This window comes from Paenibacillus sp. GCM10027628 (assembly GCF_042676385.1).
Classification (GTDB): Bacteria; Bacillota; Bacilli; order Paenibacillales; family NBRC-103111; genus Paenibacillus_E.
The window spans coordinates 151,851-172,622 of record NZ_JBHTHA010000036.1; the positions used below are offsets into that span (position 1 = coordinate 151,851).

General features: G+C 49.6%; 18 protein-coding genes. 4 read left to right on the forward strand and 14 right to left on the reverse strand.

The features are described 5' to 3' along the window. Positions 1-52 precede the first annotated feature (52 nt). From ACFQZT_RS23600 to ACFQZT_RS23620, 5 genes are all read right to left on the reverse strand, one after another. The gene (locus tag ACFQZT_RS23600) at positions 53-1,729 is read right to left on the reverse strand and encodes a long-chain-fatty-acid--CoA ligase (RefSeq protein ID WP_379303745.1); all 1,677 of its coding nucleotides are present in this window, start codon (positions 1,727-1,729) and stop codon (positions 53-55) included. Between the two features lie 36 nt (positions 1,730-1,765). Beyond that, positions 1,766-3,538: an acyl-CoA dehydrogenase family protein gene (locus ACFQZT_RS23605; RefSeq protein ID WP_379303747.1), complete on the reverse strand. Its 1,773-nt coding sequence runs from the start codon at positions 3,536-3,538 to the stop codon at positions 1,766-1,768. Between the two features lie 267 nt (positions 3,539-3,805). Further along, on the reverse strand, positions 3,806-4,987 hold the full coding sequence (locus ACFQZT_RS23610; RefSeq protein WP_379303749.1) for an acetyl-CoA C-acyltransferase: 1,182 nt from the start codon (positions 4,985-4,987) through the stop codon (positions 3,806-3,808). 36 nt (positions 4,988-5,023) lie between these two features. Further along, positions 5,024-7,417 carry a 3-hydroxyacyl-CoA dehydrogenase/enoyl-CoA hydratase family protein gene (locus ACFQZT_RS23615; protein ID WP_379303751.1) on the reverse strand — a complete coding sequence of 798 codons (2,394 nt, stop codon included), beginning with the start codon at positions 7,415-7,417 and terminating at the stop codon, positions 5,024-5,026. Between the two features lie 94 nt (positions 7,418-7,511). Continuing rightward, a complete protein-coding gene (locus tag ACFQZT_RS23620; protein ID WP_379303753.1) occupies positions 7,512-9,554 on the reverse strand; it encodes a (Fe-S)-binding protein in 2,043 nt (680 codons plus the stop codon). Between the two features lie 266 nt (positions 9,555-9,820). Between ACFQZT_RS23620 and ACFQZT_RS23625 the strand changes: the two genes are divergently transcribed. From ACFQZT_RS23625 to ACFQZT_RS23640, 4 genes are all read left to right on the forward strand, one after another. Next, on the forward strand, positions 9,821-10,408 hold the full coding sequence (locus tag ACFQZT_RS23625; RefSeq protein ID WP_379303755.1) for a fatty acid metabolism transcriptional regulator FadR: 588 nt from the start codon (positions 9,821-9,823) through the stop codon (positions 10,406-10,408). 39 nt (positions 10,409-10,447) lie between these two features. Beyond that, positions 10,448-11,212 carry an electron transfer flavoprotein subunit beta/FixA family protein gene (locus ACFQZT_RS23630; protein ID WP_379303757.1) on the forward strand — a complete coding sequence of 255 codons (765 nt, stop codon included), beginning with the start codon at positions 10,448-10,450 and terminating at the stop codon, positions 11,210-11,212. Between the two features lie 35 nt (positions 11,213-11,247). Next, entirely contained in the window at positions 11,248-12,231 is a 984-nt protein-coding gene (locus ACFQZT_RS23635; protein ID WP_379303759.1) for an electron transfer flavoprotein subunit alpha/FixB family protein, read from the forward strand. Between the two features lie 152 nt (positions 12,232-12,383). Next, positions 12,384-12,806 (forward strand): ester cyclase, encoded by a 423-nt coding sequence (locus tag ACFQZT_RS23640; RefSeq protein ID WP_379303761.1) that lies wholly within the window; start codon positions 12,384-12,386, stop codon positions 12,804-12,806. Positions 12,807-12,861: 55 nt separating this feature from the next. Here the strand turns inward: ACFQZT_RS23640 and ACFQZT_RS23645 are convergent, their stop codons facing one another. The 9 genes from ACFQZT_RS23645 to ACFQZT_RS23685 all read right to left on the reverse strand — a co-directional run bounded on the left by ACFQZT_RS23645 (position 12,862) and on the right by ACFQZT_RS23685 (position 20,461). Then, positions 12,862-13,827: an alpha/beta hydrolase gene (locus ACFQZT_RS23645; protein ID WP_379303763.1), complete on the reverse strand. Its 966-nt coding sequence runs from the start codon at positions 13,825-13,827 to the stop codon at positions 12,862-12,864. 104 nt (positions 13,828-13,931) lie between these two features. Continuing rightward, entirely contained in the window at positions 13,932-14,138 is a 207-nt protein-coding gene (locus ACFQZT_RS23650; protein ID WP_379303765.1) for a YezD family protein, read from the reverse strand. A 21-nt stretch (positions 14,139-14,159) separates the two neighbouring features. Continuing rightward, the gene (locus ACFQZT_RS23655) at positions 14,160-14,990 is read right to left on the reverse strand and encodes an alpha/beta hydrolase family protein (RefSeq protein ID WP_379303768.1); all 831 of its coding nucleotides are present in this window, start codon (positions 14,988-14,990) and stop codon (positions 14,160-14,162) included. A 421-nt stretch (positions 14,991-15,411) separates the two neighbouring features. Beyond that, positions 15,412-15,819 carry a DUF4395 domain-containing protein gene (locus tag ACFQZT_RS23660; protein ID WP_379303770.1) on the reverse strand — a complete coding sequence of 136 codons (408 nt, stop codon included), beginning with the start codon at positions 15,817-15,819 and terminating at the stop codon, positions 15,412-15,414. Between the two features lie 31 nt (positions 15,820-15,850). After that, entirely contained in the window at positions 15,851-16,867 is a 1,017-nt protein-coding gene (locus tag ACFQZT_RS23665) for an ABC transporter substrate-binding protein (RefSeq protein WP_379303772.1), read from the reverse strand. 33 nt (positions 16,868-16,900) lie between these two features. Then, a complete protein-coding gene (locus ACFQZT_RS23670) occupies positions 16,901-17,239 on the reverse strand; it encodes a 4Fe-4S binding protein (protein ID WP_379303774.1) in 339 nt (112 codons plus the stop codon). Next, on the reverse strand, positions 17,236-18,849 hold the full coding sequence (locus tag ACFQZT_RS23675) for an FAD-dependent oxidoreductase (RefSeq protein WP_379303776.1): 1,614 nt from the start codon (positions 18,847-18,849) through the stop codon (positions 17,236-17,238). The genes ACFQZT_RS23670 and ACFQZT_RS23675 overlap by 4 nt, the downstream gene beginning before the upstream one ends. Before the next feature lie 35 nt (positions 18,850-18,884). Further along, positions 18,885-19,655: an ATP-binding cassette domain-containing protein gene (locus ACFQZT_RS23680; RefSeq protein WP_379303778.1), complete on the reverse strand. Its 771-nt coding sequence runs from the start codon at positions 19,653-19,655 to the stop codon at positions 18,885-18,887. A 17-nt stretch (positions 19,656-19,672) separates the two neighbouring features. Further along, positions 19,673-20,461, reverse strand: coding sequence for an ABC transporter permease subunit (locus ACFQZT_RS23685; protein ID WP_379303780.1), 789 nt, complete (start codon positions 20,459-20,461; stop codon positions 19,673-19,675). Positions 20,462-20,772 lie beyond the last annotated feature (311 nt).

A 20,772-nucleotide genomic window follows, 5' to 3' on the forward strand; every position in this document is an offset into this window, starting at 1 on the left:
CTCCTCTCTCTATCTCTCTGGTTCAGGGACGAATCTCCGATTGGGCTGCCACTTAAGAAGATTGTTTGTGCTCTTCCTCCAGCAGTTGTCTGCGCAGCACCTTCCCGACCATCGTCTTTGGCAGCGAATCCCTAAACTCGACTCTGCGAGGTACTTTATAAGCAGCAAGCCGTTCACGGCACCAAAGTTCTAATTCCTGTTCCGTCAATAACATGCCCGATTTCAGGACGACAAATGCTTTCACTGTCTCCCCGCGATACTGGTCTGGAATTCCCACGACCGCCGCTTCTTGGATGGCTGGATGCTCATACAAAATTTCTTCGATTTCCCGAGGATAAATGTTGTAGCCTCCGGCAATAATCAAATCCTTTTTGCGATCCACAATGGCAAAGAAGCCATCTTCATCCATCCGTGCCATATCCCCGGTGTACAGCCAACCGTCCCTGAGCGTTAACGACGTCTCACGTTCGCGGTTCCAGTAACCTTGCATGACCTGGGGGCCTCTTATAATAAGTTCCCCAATTTCACCGACCGGCAATTCCTCCCCGCTGCCCGAATGGACCACTTTCGCTTCCGTATCCGGAAACGGGATGCCGATCGTACCGATTTTGCGGAAGCCCCAGATCGGATTGGCATGAGTAACGGGAGAAGACTCCGTCAAACCGTACCCTTCTATTAATCTTCCGCCTGTCAATTCCTCAAAGCGTTCCTGCACCTCAAGCGGAAGCGGCGCTGAACCGCTTACACAAATGTTGATGGAAGAAATATCATAATCCTTAATTCGCTTATGGTTGATTAAAGCCACATACATGGTGGGCGCGCCCGGGAATATCGTCGGTTTCAAATCATTAATCGTATTCAGAATCAAATCGATGTCAAATTTCGGGATAAGAATCAGCATTCCCGCCCGAAACATCGCCTGATTCAGCAATACCGTCAGGCCGAAGACATGAAAACATGGCAGAGCGCCTAAGAAGCGTTCTTCGCCTAATCGCACTTTGTAACACCAATTGCTTGTTTGATACGTATTGGCCACCATATTATAATGCGTCAGCATAACGCCTTTGGATATGCCGGTCGTCCCTCCTGTGTATTGCAGGAGCGCAAGGTCATTTTCAGCATCTACGTCCACACAGATCGGGGATGCCGACGATCCGCGAAGAAACTTTTTGAAATGGCTGACACCATCGCCATAAACGACGTCCAGCTTGGCGCCGTCTTTTTTCATTTTAATCGGATATAACAGATTCTTGGGAAAGGGCAAATAGTCCTTAATTGACGTTACGATAATATGTTTTACTGGCGTTTTATTTTGAGCCTTACGAACACGATCAAACAGCAAATCCAGTGTGACGATAACCGTCGCCCCGGAATCGGAGAGCTGGTGAACCAGCTCCCGTTCCATATAAAGCGGACTCGTCTGGACGACGATCCCTCCCATCATTAACGTACCGAAGTAGGCAATGACCGCCGAAGGACAGTTCGGCAGCATAACCGCAACGCGCTCTCCCGGGCCGATACCCATTCCCTTTAAACCATTAGCGAAACGGTACGAGGCTTCCAGCAATTCTTTGTAACGCAGCGTTTTGCCCATAAAATGAAGAGCAGGCCGATCTGGAAATTTCTTCGCCGTATGAACCAACAAGCGGGCAAGATTATGCTTCGGGTACTCGTAAGTCGGAGCTACTTCATCTGGATAATGGCGCAGCCAAGGCTTTGCGGAACTCATACAAAACCATCCCTTTCAGGTTCTTGAAGTTAGTGACTATACGATGTATTTCTCGCCTTGAATAACACGGGCGGCAATGTCGCGTTTCAATCCAACCGTATTGACGCTGCTGCGTCGGGTCAGCTTCTTCAAAATCGAAAGCTGCGTACGAAGCACATCCCCTTCTTCCATCGTACTAAGCGCTTCCTTGGCATATGCTTCGATTTTGTCAAAAGCTTCGTGAACGAAGACGGTTGTCATTTGAATGGCGTTTTTCGCCTTTTCTTCCCCTGCTTTTTCTATCTGTTTCCATGTGCGAAGGAGTCCGCTCTCCGCAGCGAAAATTTGGATCATCATATCAGCGAGGTTGCTGAGCACTTCTTGATTTTTCTCCAGTGCCATGCCATATTTCTGGACCGCGAGCCCGCCGGCCATTAGGAAGATCTTTTTCGCCATGGAGACGAGATGAGTCTCTTCGGCAAGCGTACCTTCGAATGTTTGGCCTGGTACGAGGGAAAGAAGCTCGCCTTGCAGCGCCTGCGCTTTTTGCAGCAAAGGAAGCTCGCCTTTCATAGCCTTCTTCACTAGCGTCCCAGGGATGAGCAGACGGTTAATTTCATTCGTACCTTCGAAAATGCGGTTAATCCGCGAATCCCGGTAAATGCGCTCCACTTTATATTCTTGAATAAAGCCGTAGCCCCCGTGGATTTGTACGCCCTCGTCTGCCACATGATCCAATACCTCGGAAGCGAAAACCTTGTTGATTGAGCATTCCAAAGCATACTCGGAAATGCCTTTGGCGGAATGCTTGCCGGCATCCAAACTCGTATGATCAATATCCTTTAAAATGCTGTCAAACAATCCGCTCGTTCTGTACACCATGCTCTCCATGACGTAAGTTTGAATATTCATTTCAGCCAGCTTCTTGCCGATTAGCGGGAACTTGGAGATCGGCGTGTTGAACTGCTGACGCGTATTCGCATATTTACTCGATAATTCAATCGTCTCTTTTGCGGCACCGACACAACCTGTAGCCAATTTGAAGCGACCGATGTTAAGGATGTTAAAGGCGATCAAATGGCCTTTGCCCATTTCGCCGAGCAAGTTTTCCACCGGAACGCGGACATCTTCAAAAAAGAGCGGTCGCGTCGAGGAGCCTTTAATGCCCATTTTCTTCTCTTCCGGGCCTAATGTAAAGCCGGGCAGACCTTTTTCGACGATAAAAGCGGTAAAGTCGGTACCGTTGATTTTCGCATAAACGATGAAAATATCGGCGAATCCGGCATTCGTAATGTAAAGTTTGGAACCGTTAAGAATATAATGCTTGCCGTCGTCGGATAGACGGGCCGTTGTTTTGGCGCCGAGCGCATCGGAGCCCGAAGTCGGCTCAGTTAAGCAGTAAGCGGCAATTTTCGTGCCGGTTGCGAGGTCAGGCAAATATTTTTTCTTCTGCTCCGGTGTGCCGAAAAACACGATCGGCAATGTGCCGATACCCACATGGGCACCGATCGAAAGCGCGAAGGAAGAGGCTCTCGCGAGGTTTTCGCTAATGACCGTAGAACTCACCTTATCCAAACCGAGACCGCCATAGATCTCCGGCACGTCCGCTCCGAGCAAACCGAGCTCGCCGGCGCTGCGCATAAGCTTCACCGTAAGATCATAGTCCAGCTTTTCCAGATGCTCATCATTCGGCAGCACTTCGCCATTAACAAATTCGCGGGTCGTTTCCCCGATCATGCGGGTCTCTTCCGTAAAATCCTCAGGCGTTACGATGCTGTGAAAATCCGTATCCGAAATGACGAAACTTCCGCCGATTACTTTGTTTTCCATTTTCATCTCTCCCTGTTTGAATTTAGTATATTTTTGAAGGAAAACCTACCGTTAATTTCGATGTATATAGGGCAATGAGCAAATTAGCAGGAAATTCTCCCGTTAACAGGGCTGTTTTTACCAAAAACTCTCTAACCTGGAGTTTTTAGCTGGAGGAATTCCATGTAAATGAACAAAACGGATTGAACCGGACAAATTAATGGGAGGTTTTCCAGTTATTTTTAGATCAGTTTACCCGCCGGAGATTTATTAGCAACTCCTAGTCCGTTAAGCATGGACTTCGAAGACGCCTGCGGCGCCCATCCCGCCGCCAATGCACATGGATACGACGCCGTAACCGCCGCCTCTGCGCTGAAGCTCATGGATCAGGCTCGCCGTCAGCTTCGCACCCGTACAGCCGAGCGGATGGCCGAGCGCAATCGCGCCCCCGTTTACGTTAACCAGTTCCTCATCTAAGCCGAGCTCGCGGATGATATGCACGCATTGCGAGGCAAATGCTTCGTTGATTTCATAGAGGTTCACTTGGTCTTGCGTGATCCCCGCCATATGCAGCGCCTTCGGAATCGCCTTCACCGGCCCCACCCCCATAATTTCCGGTTCCACGCCGGAAAGGGCGAAAGAACGGAACGTCGCCAGCGGCTTCAGCCCCAGCGACTCAGCGCGCTCACGGCTCATCAGCACCGCAGCAGCTGCGCCGTCGGACGTCTGTGACGCGTTGCCCGCCGTCACCGTGCCGTTCAAGCTGAACGAAGGCTTCAGCTTGGCGAGCCCTTCCACGGACGTATCCGGGCGAACGCCCTCATCCGTGTCGAACGTGTACTTCTTCTCGAACGCCTTGCCGCGTTCGTCGATACCTTTCACGCTCGTAGCCACCGGCACGATCTCATCTTTGAACTTGCCGGCCGCAATCGCTGCAGCCGCCTTCTGATGGCTGCGCGTCGCGAAGCGGTCCTGGTCTTCGCGCGAGATGCCGAAGCGCCTGGCGACCTCTTCGGCCGTATGCCCCATGCCCATGTACACTTCGGGCATGTCAGCCACGATGCCAGGGTGCGGCGAGAGCTTGAAGCCCGTCATCGGGACGTGGCTCATGCTCTCTACGCCTCCGGCGACGATCACCTCCGCGTGACCCAGCATTATGCGCTCCGCCGCATAAGCGATGGCTTGCAGCCCGGAGGAGCAGAAGCGGTTGACCGTGATCGCCGGCACGGTCACAGGAAAGCCCGCATAAAGCGACATTGTGCGGGCGAAGTTCAGCCCTTGCTCGCCTTCGGGCATCGCGCATCCGATGATGATGTCCTCGACATCCTCTTTATTCAATCCTGGAGCACGACGAATCGCCTCCTCCAGCACCGCTTTACCGAGATCCTCCGCCCGCGTCTGGGCGAAGCTGCCTTTCTTCGCGCGACCGACCGCCGTACGCGTAATGGATACAATGACTGCTTCCTTCATCGGTTTCACCTCATTATTCATAATAGTGGTGGTGGGTTAATTGCGAAGCGCTTTCCCTTTGGAGAGCATATACTGCATGCGCTGCTGCGTTTTCGGCTCGCCGCAAAGGCTGAGGAACGCTTCACGTTCCAAATCGAGCATATATTGTTCAGTGACCAGCGTGCCGGCAGGCACGTTTCCGCCAGCAAGCACATGCGCCAATTTATTGGCGATCAACTGATCGTGGTCGCTGATAAAACCGCCTTGGCGCATCGTATAGGCGGCAATTTGCATCACAGCTTTGCCGTTCTCGCCAACGACACGGAACTTTTCTTGCGGCTGCGGCTCGTAACCCGCTTGCTCCATACGCAGCACAGCTTGCTTGGCTTCATAAATCCGATGATCCGAATTGATCACAACTGTATCTTGCGCGCGCATATAGCCCAGCCGCTTCGTATCGTGGCCACTGGTGGACACTTTCGCCATCGCGATCGTTTCAAACACAGAATTGATAAACGGTTGAAGATCTACTTCAGGATCCGCAATGTGCTGACTGGCGCGACGTGCCAATTCTTTACACCCGCCACCTGCAGGGATCAAACCAACGCCAACTTCAACAAGGCCGAAATACGTTTCCGATGAATAAATAATTTGATCGGCCGGCATACAAGCCTCTACACCGCCGCCCAACGTCATCCGATGCGGAGCTGCTACTACCGGTTTGTCGAGTCCTTTCAGCTTCATCATCGAATTCTGGAACAAACGGATGATGCCGTCGACTTCATCCCACTCACCGTCCTGCGCTTCCATGAGCAATAACATGACATTTGCCCCTACACAGAAATTTTTGCCTTCGTTCGCGACGACGAGGCCACGGTAGTTGCTGCGGACTTCATCCACACTTTGCCCAATCATTGTCAAAATATCGGCGCCAATCGCATTGTTCGGCGAATGGAATTCGAGACAGGCAACGCCGTCGCCGATATCGATCAGGCTCGCACCGCTATTGGAGCGAATGACTTTGTTCTGCTGTTTTAATGCCTGCAAGGAAATAAGTTCGGGTCTCGATTCCAGACCGCTGTATTCATTTTTCAAATAATAGAAGGTACATCCTTCACGTTGTTGATAGAAACTTTCGTTGCCTGCAGCAATCCACTCTTTCACCCATAAAGGGACAGTGCTGCCCTCCGCTTCCATACGTTCCACAGAGCGCTTTAAGCCAATGGCATCCCACGTTTCGAATGGCCCGAGGTCCCAGTTGAAGCCCCATTTTAGCGCATTATCGATTTCAACAACTGAATCGGCGATTTCGCCTAATTTTTCGGCGGAATAAATAAGAACCGGTTTTAAAATGTTCCACGCCAGATCGGAATAACGATCTTTCGCGCCAAGCAGTGCCTTCAGCTTCGCAGGCGTCCCCTTCGCTTGCTTGGATGCTTCGAGCGAAGACGAACTAATTTTGCGACTTGTCGTATATGCCATCGTTTTCAGGTCGAGTGCTTGAATCTCTTTACCTGCTTCGGTTTTAATCTTCTTGTAAAAGCCCTGACCTTGCTTCTCTCCGATCCAGCCTTTTTCTACCATGGTCCGCAGAATCGCAGGCGTATTGAAAACCTCTTTCTCTACAGGCTCGGAGAGGAGTTCGAACACATTATTGGCTACGTGGACGAACGTATCGAGACCTACCAAATCGAGCGTACGGAATGTCGCGCTCTTCGGACGGCCCATCGCCGGGCCTGTAACTGCGTCCACTTCTTCGACGGTATACGCGTTAGCGAGCATCTCGCGAAGCGTTACGAGCAGCCCGTAAGTGCCGATGCGATTGGCGATAAAGTTCGGGGTGTCCTTAGCCTGAACGACCCCTTTGCCAAGCTTCTTCTCGCAAAAATCGGTCATGAAGGCAACGATGGCAGGGTCTGTTTGCTCCCCTGGAATCACCTCCAGTAATTTCATATATCGAGGCGGATTAAAGAAATGAGTACCCAAGAAATGCTTTTTAAATTCGATGCCCGCATTCTGGACCATGGCGTTGATCGAAATACCCGACGTATTGGAGGTTACAATCGTCCCATGCTTCCATACCGTTTCAATGCGGCTGAGCAACTGCTGTTTTATCTGCAAATTCTCAACGACTACTTCAATGATCCAATCCACGCCGCCAAGTTTATCCAAGTGGTCTTCGAGATTGCCCGGAGTAATCCGTTCGGCAAAGGATTCGCTGTAAAGCGGAGCTGGGTTCGTCTTTTTCAACTTTTCGATTGCATTCACGGCGAAGCGATTACGAACCTTCGGATGCTCCAGCGTAAGCCCGGCTGCTTCCTCTTGCGGCAGCAATTGATTAGGTGCCATATCTAGAAGCAGAACAGGGATGCCTACATTCGCTAAATGGGCAGCAATACCGGAGCCCATCACTCCGGAGCCGATGACGGCCGCTGTATGGATTGTTGTCATTTTGGGATTGCCTCCTTAGAGTTTTCGTAAGAAAACTTACTTCGTAAGAAATTGCTGAGTTTTTCGCTAGAAAAACTGGCTTCGAAAGCATTAACTATGAGTTTTTCGTAGTACCAAACACCGACAATTCAAGAATTTCAGCGATATCACGCGCTTTGACCTGCTCTTCAACCTCCTTCAACTTGGTGCCGTCTTCCACCATCGTTAAGCAATAAGGGCAAGCCGAGCTGATGATAGTCGGGTTCACGGTTAAAAGCTGCTCGGTGCGCGCCACATTGACGCGCGTTCCTGCCGTTTCTTCCATCCACATCATGCCGCCGCCAGCACCGCAGCACATGCTGTTCTCGCGGGAGCGCGCTTGTTCAACCAGTTCGACGCCCGGTATGGATCGAAGCACGTTGCGTGGCTCTTCATACACTTCGTTGTAACGCCCAAGGTAGCAGGAATCGTGGTAAGTAATGCGCTCACGAACTTCGTGCTGCGGATTCAATCGCCCTTCCCTCACCCATCGATCGAGCAGCTCGGTGTGATGGAATACTTCTGCATCCAGTCCGAATTCCGGGTATTCGTTTTTAAATGTATGGTATGTGTGCGGGCATGCCGTTACGATTTTCTTCACGTTGTACTTTTGGAAAGTCGCAATATTGTCCGCACACAGCTGCTGGAATAAGAATTCGTTCCCCATTCGACGCGGGGTGTCGCCGGAATTTTTCTCCTCGTTGCCCAGAATGGCAAACGAGATGCCGGCTTCGTTCATCAATCTTACGAAGGCACGCGTAATTTTGCGGCTGCGGTTATCGTAAGAACCCATCGAACCGACAAAAAGCAGGTATTCGAAATCGGGGTTTTCTTTCACCGTACGCACCTTTAATTCATCTTCCGGATCAACTTCTTTGACCCATTTCACGCGGTCGTTGCGGCTGATGCCCCATGGATTGCTTTGTCTTTCGATGTTCTGCAAAGCGCGCTGGCCGTCATGCGGCATGCTGCCTTGCGTTAAAACGAGATGCCTGCGCAGATCGATAATTTTATCGACGTGCTCGTTACCGACCGGACATTGATCCTCACAATTGCGGCACGTCGTGCAGGCCCATAGCTCTTCTTCCGTAATGACATCGCCAATCAATTCAGCTTCCAACGGATTTTGTCCGCCATGTCCGGCGAATGCGAAAGCGGGTACCCACGGCGATCTCGACGTGATGGCAGCGCCTTTGTCTGTCAAATGATCGCGCAGCTTCGTTATGAGGTGCATCGGCGAGAGCATTTTCCCTGTCGTATTCGCAGGGCACATACTGGTGCAGCGACCGCACTCCACACAAGAGTAAAAATCGAGCATTTGCTTTTGCGTGAAATCTTCAATCTTACCGACACCGAACGACTCGGCATTCTCGTCTTCCAGATCAAGGGAAGCCAGCTTCCCAACAGGCTCTGAGCGGCGAAGCAAAATGTTGATCGGCGCAGTAATAATGTGGAAATGCTTTGACTGCGGAACATAAATCAAAAACGATAAAAGGATGAGTAAGTGAGCCCACCAACTTATATAGAAGCCAACAGTTGCAGCCGTATGCGACATTCCGCTAAACGCTGTTGCTAATAAAGAAGTGATCGGCGCGAAAGCGGATGTCTCCATCCCTTCACGGACTCTCTCAAAACCGCCGCTCACCAGAACGGAAAGCATCAGAAAGAAAATGAAGAAAATAACGATGCTCGGCTTCCAGCCGCGTTTCAGCCTTTTCAATTTTTCAATATAGCGTCTATATGTGGCGTACCCCATCGCTAACAAGATAAGAGCGACCGTAACTTCCTGAATAAGTGTGAAATAGTCGTAACCTGGAATTGGTAACCCTTGGCCAATTAATCCTTTTAAAATGAGATCTAGCGCGCCAAGCTGCAAAATAATGAAGCCGTAAAAGATAACAATATGCATAATGCCGCTTTTTTTATCTTTCAGCAGCTTAGTCTGGCCGAACACCTGAATGGCGAATTCCTTCAACCGCGCTTTCGCTTCTTTTTTCAAATTCACTGACTTGCCAAGCCTGATGTACAAATAGCGGTGATATACGACTTTTCCGAACAGATAAACCGCATACCCGGTAACCGCAAGGAACAAAATAAACTGAATGAGTGAACCGGCCATTGGGATCATCCTCCTGATCAAATATTTGTTTCCCCATATTCAATTGCATAACCTTTATTAATAAAAGCGCTTTCATTGAGTTTTCGTAAAAAAGCATGTTCTCAGGATCTTAACTCCATTAGCGAAAATGCTTCATGACTTCTTGCTGCCGCCTTACATCAAGTAATAAGTCGTTGACAAGGTGATCTGCGTATTTTATGATGAGAATGAAAAATGAATGAGTATTCATTCACCGATAACTGTATTCTAACACCGAGGTGATCCGCTTGACAAGTAGCAAAAAACCAGACAAATATTACGCGATTCTCGAAGGCGCTTTAAAAGTGTTCGCCGAGCATGGCTACCACAAATCCCAAGTATCGCGCATCGCCAAAGAAGCCGGTGTTGCAGATGGAACCATCTATTTATATTTCAAGAAGAAGGAGGACATTTTAACGGGCCTGTTTCAAGAAAAGCTAGGCGAGCTTGTCGTGAAGTTCAATCAAGGAATTACCGACGAAATGACTGCCAAAGAAGCGCTCCGAAAAGTTTGCGAAATCCATTTCTCGGAATTGGAAGCAAATATCCCACTCGCCTATGTGACGCAAATCGAGCTTCGCCAGAGCGATCTGGGTCTGCGCAAAGAGATCGGTCAAGCGGTCAAGAGATATATTGTCTTCATCGAAAATATACTTGAAAAAGGAAAGCAGGACGGCAGTTTTCGCGCCGACATCGATGTGAAGCTGGTAAGGCTTCTTATATTCGGTGGTATGGATGAAGTCGTGACATCCTGGCTCATTTCCGGACAAAAGTACTCACTAACCGCACAGGTCGGCAGTACGGTTGATTTTTTCATGAGAGGCATCGAGTCATAAGTCCCTTTATATCATGTATATTCAGAAAGGAGCTTGGCTATGGACATTTTTGTATTGGTGAAGCAAACGTTTGATACGGAGGAAAAAATTACACTGCAAGGCGGAGCTGTTGCAGAAGATGGCGTTAAATTCGTGATCAACCCTTATGATGAATATGCGGTTGAGCAAGCGATTCAAATTCGCGACGACTTGGGCGGCAAAGTAACCGTCATTTCCGTTGGGCCTGACCGCTCAGCGGAAGCGCTGCGCACGGCGCTGGCCATGGGCGCGGACGAAGCCGTACTCATCTCCGATGAACGCATACAAGGCGACGAGTTCGAAGTCGCTGAAGTATTGGCTGCGTATCTGCGCGGACAGTCCATAGATTTGCTGCTGGGCGGAAACTTCTCGGTAGATAACGGTGCCGGTCAGGTGGCCATCCGCCTATCTGCCCTGCTTGGCTTGCCGCACGTCGCTTCCATCACGAAGTTGGAACTCGCAGATGGCAAAGCAGTTGCGCACCGCGATGCCGAAGGTGACGTAGAGGTTATTGAGGTGCCGCTGCCCGCTCTGTTCACCGCCCAACAAGGCTTGAATGAGCCTCGTTACCCTTCTCTGCCGGGCATTATGAAAGCAAAGAAAAAACCGTTTCAGCATTTATCCCTAGATGATATCGAAGGCGCGGCAGCAGCCGCTGCAAAGACAAGACGCGTAGAGCTAACTTTGCCGCCGGAGCGGAAAGCCGGGCGCATTCTTAAAGGCGAAATCGCTCAGCAAGTCACCGAGCTCGTGCAAGCATTACGCAACGAATCCAAAGTGATATAAGATACCCCACAAACGAACAATAGGAGGCTATAACCATGCCAAAAACATTTCTCGTTGTTGCAGAAGCTCGCGGCGGCAAGCTTCGTCAAGTATCCTTTGAATCGTTACGCGCTGCACAGTTGTCGGCTGATGCCGGCGATTCAATAGCTGCGGTATTGCTTGGCGGCACCGGAAGCAAAGCTCTTGCCAGCGAACTTGCGGCCTATGGTGCCGGCAGCATCTATGTTGTTGAAAACAGCGCTTTGGAGAGCTATAGCTCTGAAGCGTATCTTCACGCTTTGCTTGCGGCCATTGACACCGTTAAGCCAAGCGCCGTCTACTTCGGCCACACCGCGGCAGGCCGGGATCTGGCTCCGCTGGTCGCAGCGATGCTGGAAGCCGGCCAGCTCTCGGATGTGACGGCTATCGAGCGCAGCGGCGACAGCGTGTTGTTCACGCGTCCGCTTTACGCCGGCAAAGCCGTCGAAAAGAAAGCGTTTACCGACCCGAACGGTACCTGGGTCGTCACGGTAAGACCGAACAACATCCCAGCCCTGGAGCCAGACGCATCGCGTCAAGCCGAGGTCATCGATGTTGACTATCCCGCTCCCTCCCTCCGATCCATCATCCGGGAGGTCGTGAAAAAAACGTCCGGCGCCATCGACTTGGCGGAAGCCAAGATCGTCGTCTCCGGCGGACGGGGCGTGAAGAGCGCCCAAGGCTTCCAGCCGCTCGAAGAGCTGGCGGCCGTCCTTGGCGGCGCTGTCGGCGCTTCCCGCGGAGCCTGCGACGCGGGCTACTGCGAATACGCGATGCAAATCGGCCAGACCGGCAAGGTCGTGACGCCGGAAATCTACATCGCGTGCGGCATTAGCGGCGCCATTCAGCATTTGGCGGGGATGAGCAGCTCGCGCGTTATCATCGCGATCAACAAGGATGCGGAGGCGCCGATCTTCAAAGTCGCCGACTACGGGATTGTCGGCGACCTGTTCGAAGTCGTACCGCTGCTGACGGAGGAATTCCGGCGTTTGCTGCAATAGATACAAGCGAACCAGCCTGCTTTCAGATCTTCAAGATCTGAAAGCAGGCTGGTTTGCATATTGTGCAGATGTTATTTACACCTTCTATTGAATTTCCCGATGCTTATCTTGTACACTTAAAAATACAAAGAAAAGCTATGGAGGAACCGGCGATGCTGCTACCCTATGAAGTTGTAAGTCATTTTTTTGAGAAGGTCCGTTCCGGGCTGGAGCCTGATGCTGCACATCAATACATGGCTGAGCAGGTGTTGGCGCACCAAATGACTGCAGAGAACGAAACAACCGTTCACCGCTCCCCCGGCAACTATGCCGATCACGTTCGAGAGATGATCGAAGCCTACGGAACGTTCACCCTTGAAGTTCAAGAAATGATCTCCCAAGAAGATCGGGTATATGTGCGTTGGAAGCAAACCGGTACACATGTCGGCCAAGTGGACGGCTTCGCCCCGACAGGCAAAGCGATCATCGAGATTGCCAGCGCGGTATACCGGGTAGAACGGGGTAAAATCGTGGAGTATTGGATACAGATCGACCGTGAAGGTATTCGCGTGCAATTAGAGCGGAATGCTTCATAAGCGTTAAGAGAAGCTGTTCCTTGGGTAGGTTGTTCTACTTAGGAACCGCTTCTTTTTATTTCTGTTTCGTCAAAATTCGATTCACTTGGGAATCCAGCCATGCCAAGATATCTTGCATCACTTCATCCCGATTCACTTCATTCAGCATTTCATGCCTTCCGCCAGGGTACAGCTTACTGGTCACGTCCTTTAGGCCCAATGCCTCATACATGCCGACTAGCCTGCGTACCCCTCTGCCATATTCACCAACAGGATCCTCGTCACCGGAAAGCACGAGCACCGGTAACTCCTTTCGAAGTTTACTTACATGATCGGGACGGTGAATCTCCTTCAATCCTTTAAAGAAGTCTCTGAAGTAAACCGAAGTGAATGTAACGCCGCAATAGGGGTCGGCTTCGTAGGCATCAACTTCAGCCGTATCCCTGCTGAGCCAATCCGACGGCGTCCGATTCGGGGCGAGCTTTTTATTATATGCGCCAAATAAAAGTGCCGTAATCAGGTTACTTCGGTGATGGTCGCCCCTGATTGCAGCTTCCAAAGAGGATAAGACAATCCCGGCATTCAACGAAATACCTTGTTTGCCGTTGGATCCGGATAAAATAATGCCTTGAACCTGTTCCGGATGTTCATTCACGTAAGACACCATATAGTGCTGCGTCAAAAAGGAACCCATACTATGGCCGAGTACGAAAAGCGGGAGATCCGGTTCATATAATGAACGAATATGATTGGTAATCCCCCCCATATTCTCCACCATCCGATGAAAACAATCCTTCTCAAATTTGCCCACCCGATCCGGTGAACCTGCCGTTAAGCCATGACCTAAATGATCGTTCGCATAGACGGCATAGCCTTGCTTCGTCAACATGGCGGCAAGCCGCTCATAGCGTGAAGCGGTCTCCGACATCCCATGTGCAATTTGGACAATCGCTTTAATAGGCTTATGCTCCCCCGGCAGCCATTCATATATAAATACATCGGTATCTTTCGAGTCTTTCCAAATAAAGCTCTGATTCTGCATTGGGGACCCCCCGCATCATTTAAGATAATCTAAGTATACTGCTTATTCCCCATGAAAACAGCCCTCTTTCCGAAGAAGGAGGGCATTTTGTACATACGCATGAGCTACGCTTTGTTGGATTGTTTAGTTCCTTTTACTGCAACTAACGAAGACTGGGACGATGCAGAATCGAACCGTTTTCTTTCTGTTTTATCGATTTGCGCGATTTTCCCGTCATGAACGACAATTTGTACCGAACCGTATTCCAACCCGTTTAACATTTGTTTGATTCTTTCCATCCATACTTCATCTAATTCCAATGGCTTCGCCACACCGATTCCTCCACTCTCTAATCAGATCGTCCAGTCATTCCATTCCTTTTTCCTCTTTTGTATAAATGCAAGCCAGTTCACCGTTTTCTCCAGTAAATCTTTTGTCGATTGCGATGTTGAATACGTATGATCAGCCTGATAAATAAGCTCGATGTCACATTGACCTTCTTTGCGCATCCAGAACATTTTTTGGTACAAAGGCGCATAATCAACAGGAATGATTTCGTCGGCAGTCCCGTGGATCACGAGAACATCGCCATTAAATTTGCGTAACTGCTCAAAAGGTTGGTGCTGCGATAATGAATTGAAAAATCGGCTTGTCAGCTGATAACTATGATGATCAATGGTTCCGCCGAGCGGCAATTTCTCATACTCGCTTTTACCAACGATACGAACGATATCATTGTGAGGATGAGCAACTGCGGACCAAAGGACCAGTGTCTTGACGCGGTGATCTTTTGCAGCGGTCAACAAAGCCGTAGCGCCTCCAAGGCTGTGTCCGACTAAGACGACTCTGCTCAAATCGACACAGTCAATCGTCAGCGCGTAATCAATGACGCTCCGCGTCTGATCGATCAACACATCCAAGCCGCCGGCACCATAATCTCCAGTACTTTCGCCGCAACCCCCATAATCAAAGCGGAGGACAAGATAGCCTTGCGAACTGAACTCACGAGCTGCCTTCACAAACAGCCGATCCACACCAATCCGGCTTCCGATAAAGCCGTGACAAATGATGATGAGCGGCCAGCGCTGACAATCCGCTTGAGTGGCTCCTGGTTGATTCGTCGGGTAGTGCAGCGTTGCGGCCAATTCAGCGGTTTCGCTTTGTATTGTGATTGCGTGCTCCATGGTACAGACTTCCTTTCATCAAGTTATAATGAACTCTGACAGCGGCTTCATTCCAGCTCGCAAGAATCGGGTTCTTTCCCCTTATTCATTTCCACCACTTATCGTTTCCAGCGGTAGGGAACGATATCCGATTAACAACACCTCTCCGTGCGTTCAACAAAATTCCATTGAATGAATGAGTTGATTCATCTTCACGCGTGTTATCGTTCTTCTCCGGAGGTCCGGTGGATGATAATAAATAATTCCGATAAGTTTACTAAGGTTTATTTATAAAATAATATTAGCATCACCAAGATTTGGTGTCAATGCTGTTTTCGCTTATTTTCGGAGAGGAGAAATGACGGCCCCATGTTAATCAAAAGAATTGAAAAAACTCCCCCAAGAAGCTCTCATGAGGGAGCCAGCATTTAAAAGAAAGGGTTCAATGTCTCTTCACATGCTGTTTGAACTGATAATAGATGGTGCATCCAATACAATAGCCTAACAAGGCCGCTCCAGCAGCCAGCAGCAGGAATCCGGCGAATATATAGCCAACTGCTACCCAATCTAGAGCAAACGAGAAGAGCGACAGCGTTAAAAATATAACGGCTAGGACATTATTAAACCGCGTTAACTCCTCAGCCTGAGTTTCTGACTTATAGCCCACAGAAGCAAACTGTTTGTATAACCAAACGAATGGGTTCCGCTGCCCGCCGAGCACCAAGCCTATGATCTGAATCATCCATAACAGGGCAATCAACCAGGGCTGAAGCAGCGCAAATGACAAGATAATTAGAACCACAATGCCTGTTTGATTAGCCTTTACAAAAGCGAGCGGCACTTCTTTCATGCTCCGGCCTCCTTTCGACTCTTCTCAGCAGTTATCTGACTAGCCAGTCGTTAATCGCATAGTCCTTTTTCGCCAGTCCTTGATCTACAAGAAATTTCTTGGCCTCTTCCAGCAGCTTTATCCCTTCCTGTGAGGTAGCCTCCTCAGGCCATTGTTCGATCTTAAACGAAGCTTTCACTACATCAAGCGGGTAACCTGATGCTTCCGCATAGAATTTGAAATATTCTTCACTATTTGCGCGAATTTCTTTAATCGCCTTGGATCTGATGTCGTTCCAGAGCTTAGGGAACTTTGGATTTTTTGCCAAATAGTCCTCGGTAACGACAGTAACGCTTGAGCCTTGAAGCGCAGGATGTTTGGCCGCTTCATCAATTGCAACATACCCTTTATTGATCAACAACGGCCCGAATCCGGTCGGATAGGCAAAAGCGGCGATATCGCCGCGGGCGAGCGCAGCTTCAGCATCCGCAGGAAGCAAATGGAGAATTTTCACATCTTTATCCAGCCCCTGTTCCTTAATCAGACTAGTCAAATAGCGGCTCATGTAGGAGCCTTGTGACGTGGCCACCTTTTTCCCTTTGAGTTCGGCTACTGTTTTAGGGCCATCGTTTTTGGCAACCAGCCAAGCGTTCATATTAATTTGTGTTTGGTTAATCAAACGTGTTTTGAGCCCCGCAGCTTTCCCGTTAATCGCAGGCGTATCTCCGTAGATGCCCACGTCCAATGTTCCGGCCGTAATGGCCTCATTCAGGTTCGGTCCGTTCGGAAAGGTGAAATACTTAAATTCTTTAACGCCGTATTTTTTTAGTTCGCTTTCCAGATATCCCTTTGATTGCGCCCAACCTTCAGGACCCGTGATCGTTTTCGTATTATTGGCGGATATAAAACCGATTCGAAGTGTTTCCGGTAATGCGATTTGAGCCTCTTCGGACCCTTTCGCGTTAGCAGGTGCGGATTTATCGCCTTTTGTTCCGCAAGCAGCGAGTACCGCAGTAATCAAAACAAAAATAAGTACTGAACTGATCCATTTCACATTTCTCTTTTTCATAAAGATTCAGACCCCTTCGCGTATAGATATGAATTAATGGGAAGCCCGCATACGTTGAAATATGACATAAGAGCCATCTGCCGATGCTGTTGAACGCCTGCCCTTGCCCCAACCTACATTCTCTTTATAACTGCCTAATAATCCTTGATGAACAAGCGTATCTTCCTGCACATCCGCCGTTTGCTCAGCAAGCGGAGTCACATAAAGAGCATCCGTCGGACAGTATAATTCGCACATAAAGCAGCTCTGGCAGTCGGATTGTCTCGCAATGACAGGGATATCCCCAGCTACAGCTTCAAAGACATTCGTCGGGCAAACAGATACACACTGATTGCAGCTAATGCACCGATCTTTACTCAACAGTTCAATCATGATATTGCCGCCTCCCTTAATGTGGATTGCACAGGTTGTTCAATGAGCGGTTGAGCCCAAGTATGGTCCAAGCCGCCGCTAAAGATCCGATAATGTTGATTAGCGTCTAAGTTCGGGAAATCTTCACGACGGTGCATGCCGCGCGTTTCTTTGCGCTCCAGACCGCTGGTATACATCCATCTCACCGTCGCCGTCATGGCGGCGGCTTCGCGGACGCGAACGATGTTCCCATCGCTTGCCTGTATGCCTTGTTTCAGTTCCTGCCAGAGTTGATTCAAACGGCTAAGCGACGCTTGCAGCCCCTCACCTGTCCGAAACCAGTTTCTGTCATAAGGGAACACTTCGTTCTGGACGGCCTTAATAATTTCCTGCGTATCCGCAGCATCCGATCGCGCCGACGCTTGCTTCGGGATACCGCTGGCTTCCGATAAGCCCCTAGCATTTCGGTTCGACGCATTTGCTCCTTGCTTCAATGCGTAATTGGCGGCAGCTTCGCCCGACCAATAGCCCGAAGACATCGCCCACGCCGCGTTATGACTTCCGCCACCTGTAAAACCTCCGCAAATCAGCTCACGCGTTGCCGCATCGCCGGCCGCGTAAAGGCCAGGCACTTTCGTCGCGCACGTTTCATCGACGATATGAATACCGCCCGTTCCCCGAACCGTACCTTCATAGCGAAGGGTAACCGGGAACTTCTGTGTAAATGGGTCGATCCCAAGCCGATCGAACGAAAGGAAAAAATTCGGCTGCGCTTGGCGCATCGCCTGCTTGACGATCTCGTCCGCTTTATCGATTCTTGCATAGACGGGCTGGGTTAATAGCGTACGGGCAATGACCGAACGACCTCGCTGAGAGCCTGCCCCTTCAATTACCCTGCCGTCTTCATAATAAAAAGTCGCCCATGTGTAGAACGCTGATTTCGTTACCGGCGAGAATGCCGGGGCTAATGAGTAAGCGGTAGAAAACTCCATGCCGGAAAGATCTGCCCCCGCTTCGGCAGCAAGCAGGTAACCGTCTCCGGTAAGTACATTCGTACCTAATGCTTTGCTTAGAAATGCGCAGCCTCCGGTTGCAATGACGACTGAAGTCGCGTCTACTCTCCAGCTCGCTTTCGTCTGATTATTGATGCCAGTTGCCCCGGCAACGCCATGTTCATCCGCAAGCAGCTCCAGTGCCGGACTGTGGTCCAGAATTCGTACGCCGGCTTTTTGAACCTGTTTACGCATCAATTTCATATACTCAGGACCTTGGAGACTTTTCCGATGAGAGGTGCCTGTTTCGTCGACGGGAAACGGATATCCCCAGGCGGCTATCTGATTGGTATTCCTATACGTCTGGTCAAGAACTCGCTTCATCCAACCTCGATCAGCTAAATAACCCCCCAACGCTTCCCTGCTCTTCATCGCTTCTTCGCGCTCATTAGCATTAGGATTCACGTACCAGACTCCGGTGCCCGAAGGCGCCGTCGCTCCGCTTGTTCCGCAGTACCCTTTATCGACAAGAACGACTTTCGCGCCCTCTTTCGCGGCTGTAACGGCAGCCCACGCACCCGAAGGCCCGCCACCGATAATTAGCACATCCGCTCGCAGATGCAAATCAAAGTGACTCATTTTATGTCCTCCCTTTTCCTATTGAGTTTGGATCGTTAAATGGAAAATCCATCAACACTGCTCTTCACAAGCTCATATTCCTGTTTTACCAATAATCGATCCAATATCGTTTTTTCGAAATATGCAAACCCGCTGTCATGCTCTCTTGGACGGGGTAGCGAGATTCGCAGATCCAGTCCGATTTTCCCGTCCTCAATAACAATGACGCGGTCCGCTAAGGCGACAGCTTCGCTCACATCATGGGTAACCAACAGTACGGTAAATTGTTGCTCCAGCCATAGTCTTTCTATAAGCTGCTGCATTTCAATACGGGACAAAGCATCCAATGCGCCTAATGGCTCATCCAGCAACAATAACCTTGGATTTCCCGCCAGCGCTCTAGCCAAGGCAACACGCTGTCTTTGGCCGCCGGAAAGAACAGCCGGCCAGTCCTTCTCCTTATGTTCGAGGCCAACTTGTTGGAGAGCTTCCCGCGCTGTCTTCGTATCCCCGTTTTTCACACCGATACGGACGTTATCAATGTTCTTTTTCCAAGGCAGCAGCCTTGAATCCTGAAACAGCACCCGAGTATCTGGATGGATCCCATTGATCGCCTGCGCATCTACGAGAATCGTACCGCTTGAGGTTTGGTCCAAGCCTGCGATTAATCGGAGCAATGTGCTTTTCCCGCATCCGCTTCTTCCGACGATCGCGATGAATTCCCCCTGTTTGATGTTCAAGTCAATACCGGACAATACTCGTGTCGGTCCGAATGTTTTGCTCACGTTGCGAATATGAAGTTGAACGCCGCTTACTTTATTGCTCATGATCGCTTCCCTCTCTTCTAATTTTTCTGAATATAATTGTGGTGCCATTGTAGCCAACGTTTCTCGCAAAATTTGGCAATGAGATCCGATAACTTGCCTAAAAGCGCATAAAGAATGACGCATAAAACAACGATATCCATCTGCATAAACTCTCTGGCATGCGTTGCCATGTAACCAATCCCGGAATCCGCTGCAATCGTTTCCGCAACAATGAGGCTAAGCCACATGATTCCTAGAGAGAATCGGATGCCCAGCAATATATTAGCCAGCGCACCAGGCAAAATAACTTTGGTAAACAAGGAAAATCCTTTAAGTCCATACACCTTGCCCATTTCGATCAGCCCCGGGTCAACCGAGCGTATACCATGAAACGTGTTGAGATAAATCGGGAATGCGACCCCTAAGGAGACAAGAAAAAGCTTCGAGGTTTCGCCAATGCCAAACCACATAATCACTAAGGGAATCATCGCCAAGTGCGGGATGGTGCGGACCATTTGCACCGAAGAATCGATATAGCGTTCAGCAATCGGAAAAATGCCATTCAGAAGGCCTAACAAGAAAGCGATACTCCCTCCAATGAGAAACCCTAGAAAAGCACGTTTCGTACTGATCGCGACATATTCGAAAATCGTACCGTCTCGAATCACTTGGATAAGCGCCGTTATCACTTCCAAAGGTGTAGGCAAAATTCGTTGCGACAACCATCCCGTCAGTCCAAGCACCTGCCAAAGTACAAGAATCACGATCGGGATCACCCACGGCTGCCAAAACTTGGAGTTGCTAATTGTCGTTCGGTTTCCATGCATTCGAATCCCACTTCCTTTCGATAATAAACACGATAGAAAACAAAAAGACTCCCTACCCTGCTTCATCATGCGAAGCAAGAAAGGAAGTCTCCAGTCGTCTGGTTGACTCGGTTTTTACATATTATAACAATTCACACCTATTTACTTGGATTTAATTTGTTTCCTATCTTATCATTGCTTTTTTCAAGCGTCAACGATAAATTTTCCATGCCAATACTACCTGCAATTATAATTAAATCTGATGAATAAAATAAAAATAGATGATTGACAAAGAAGCCCATCCATTGATATAGTCATCGTATAATTCCAAG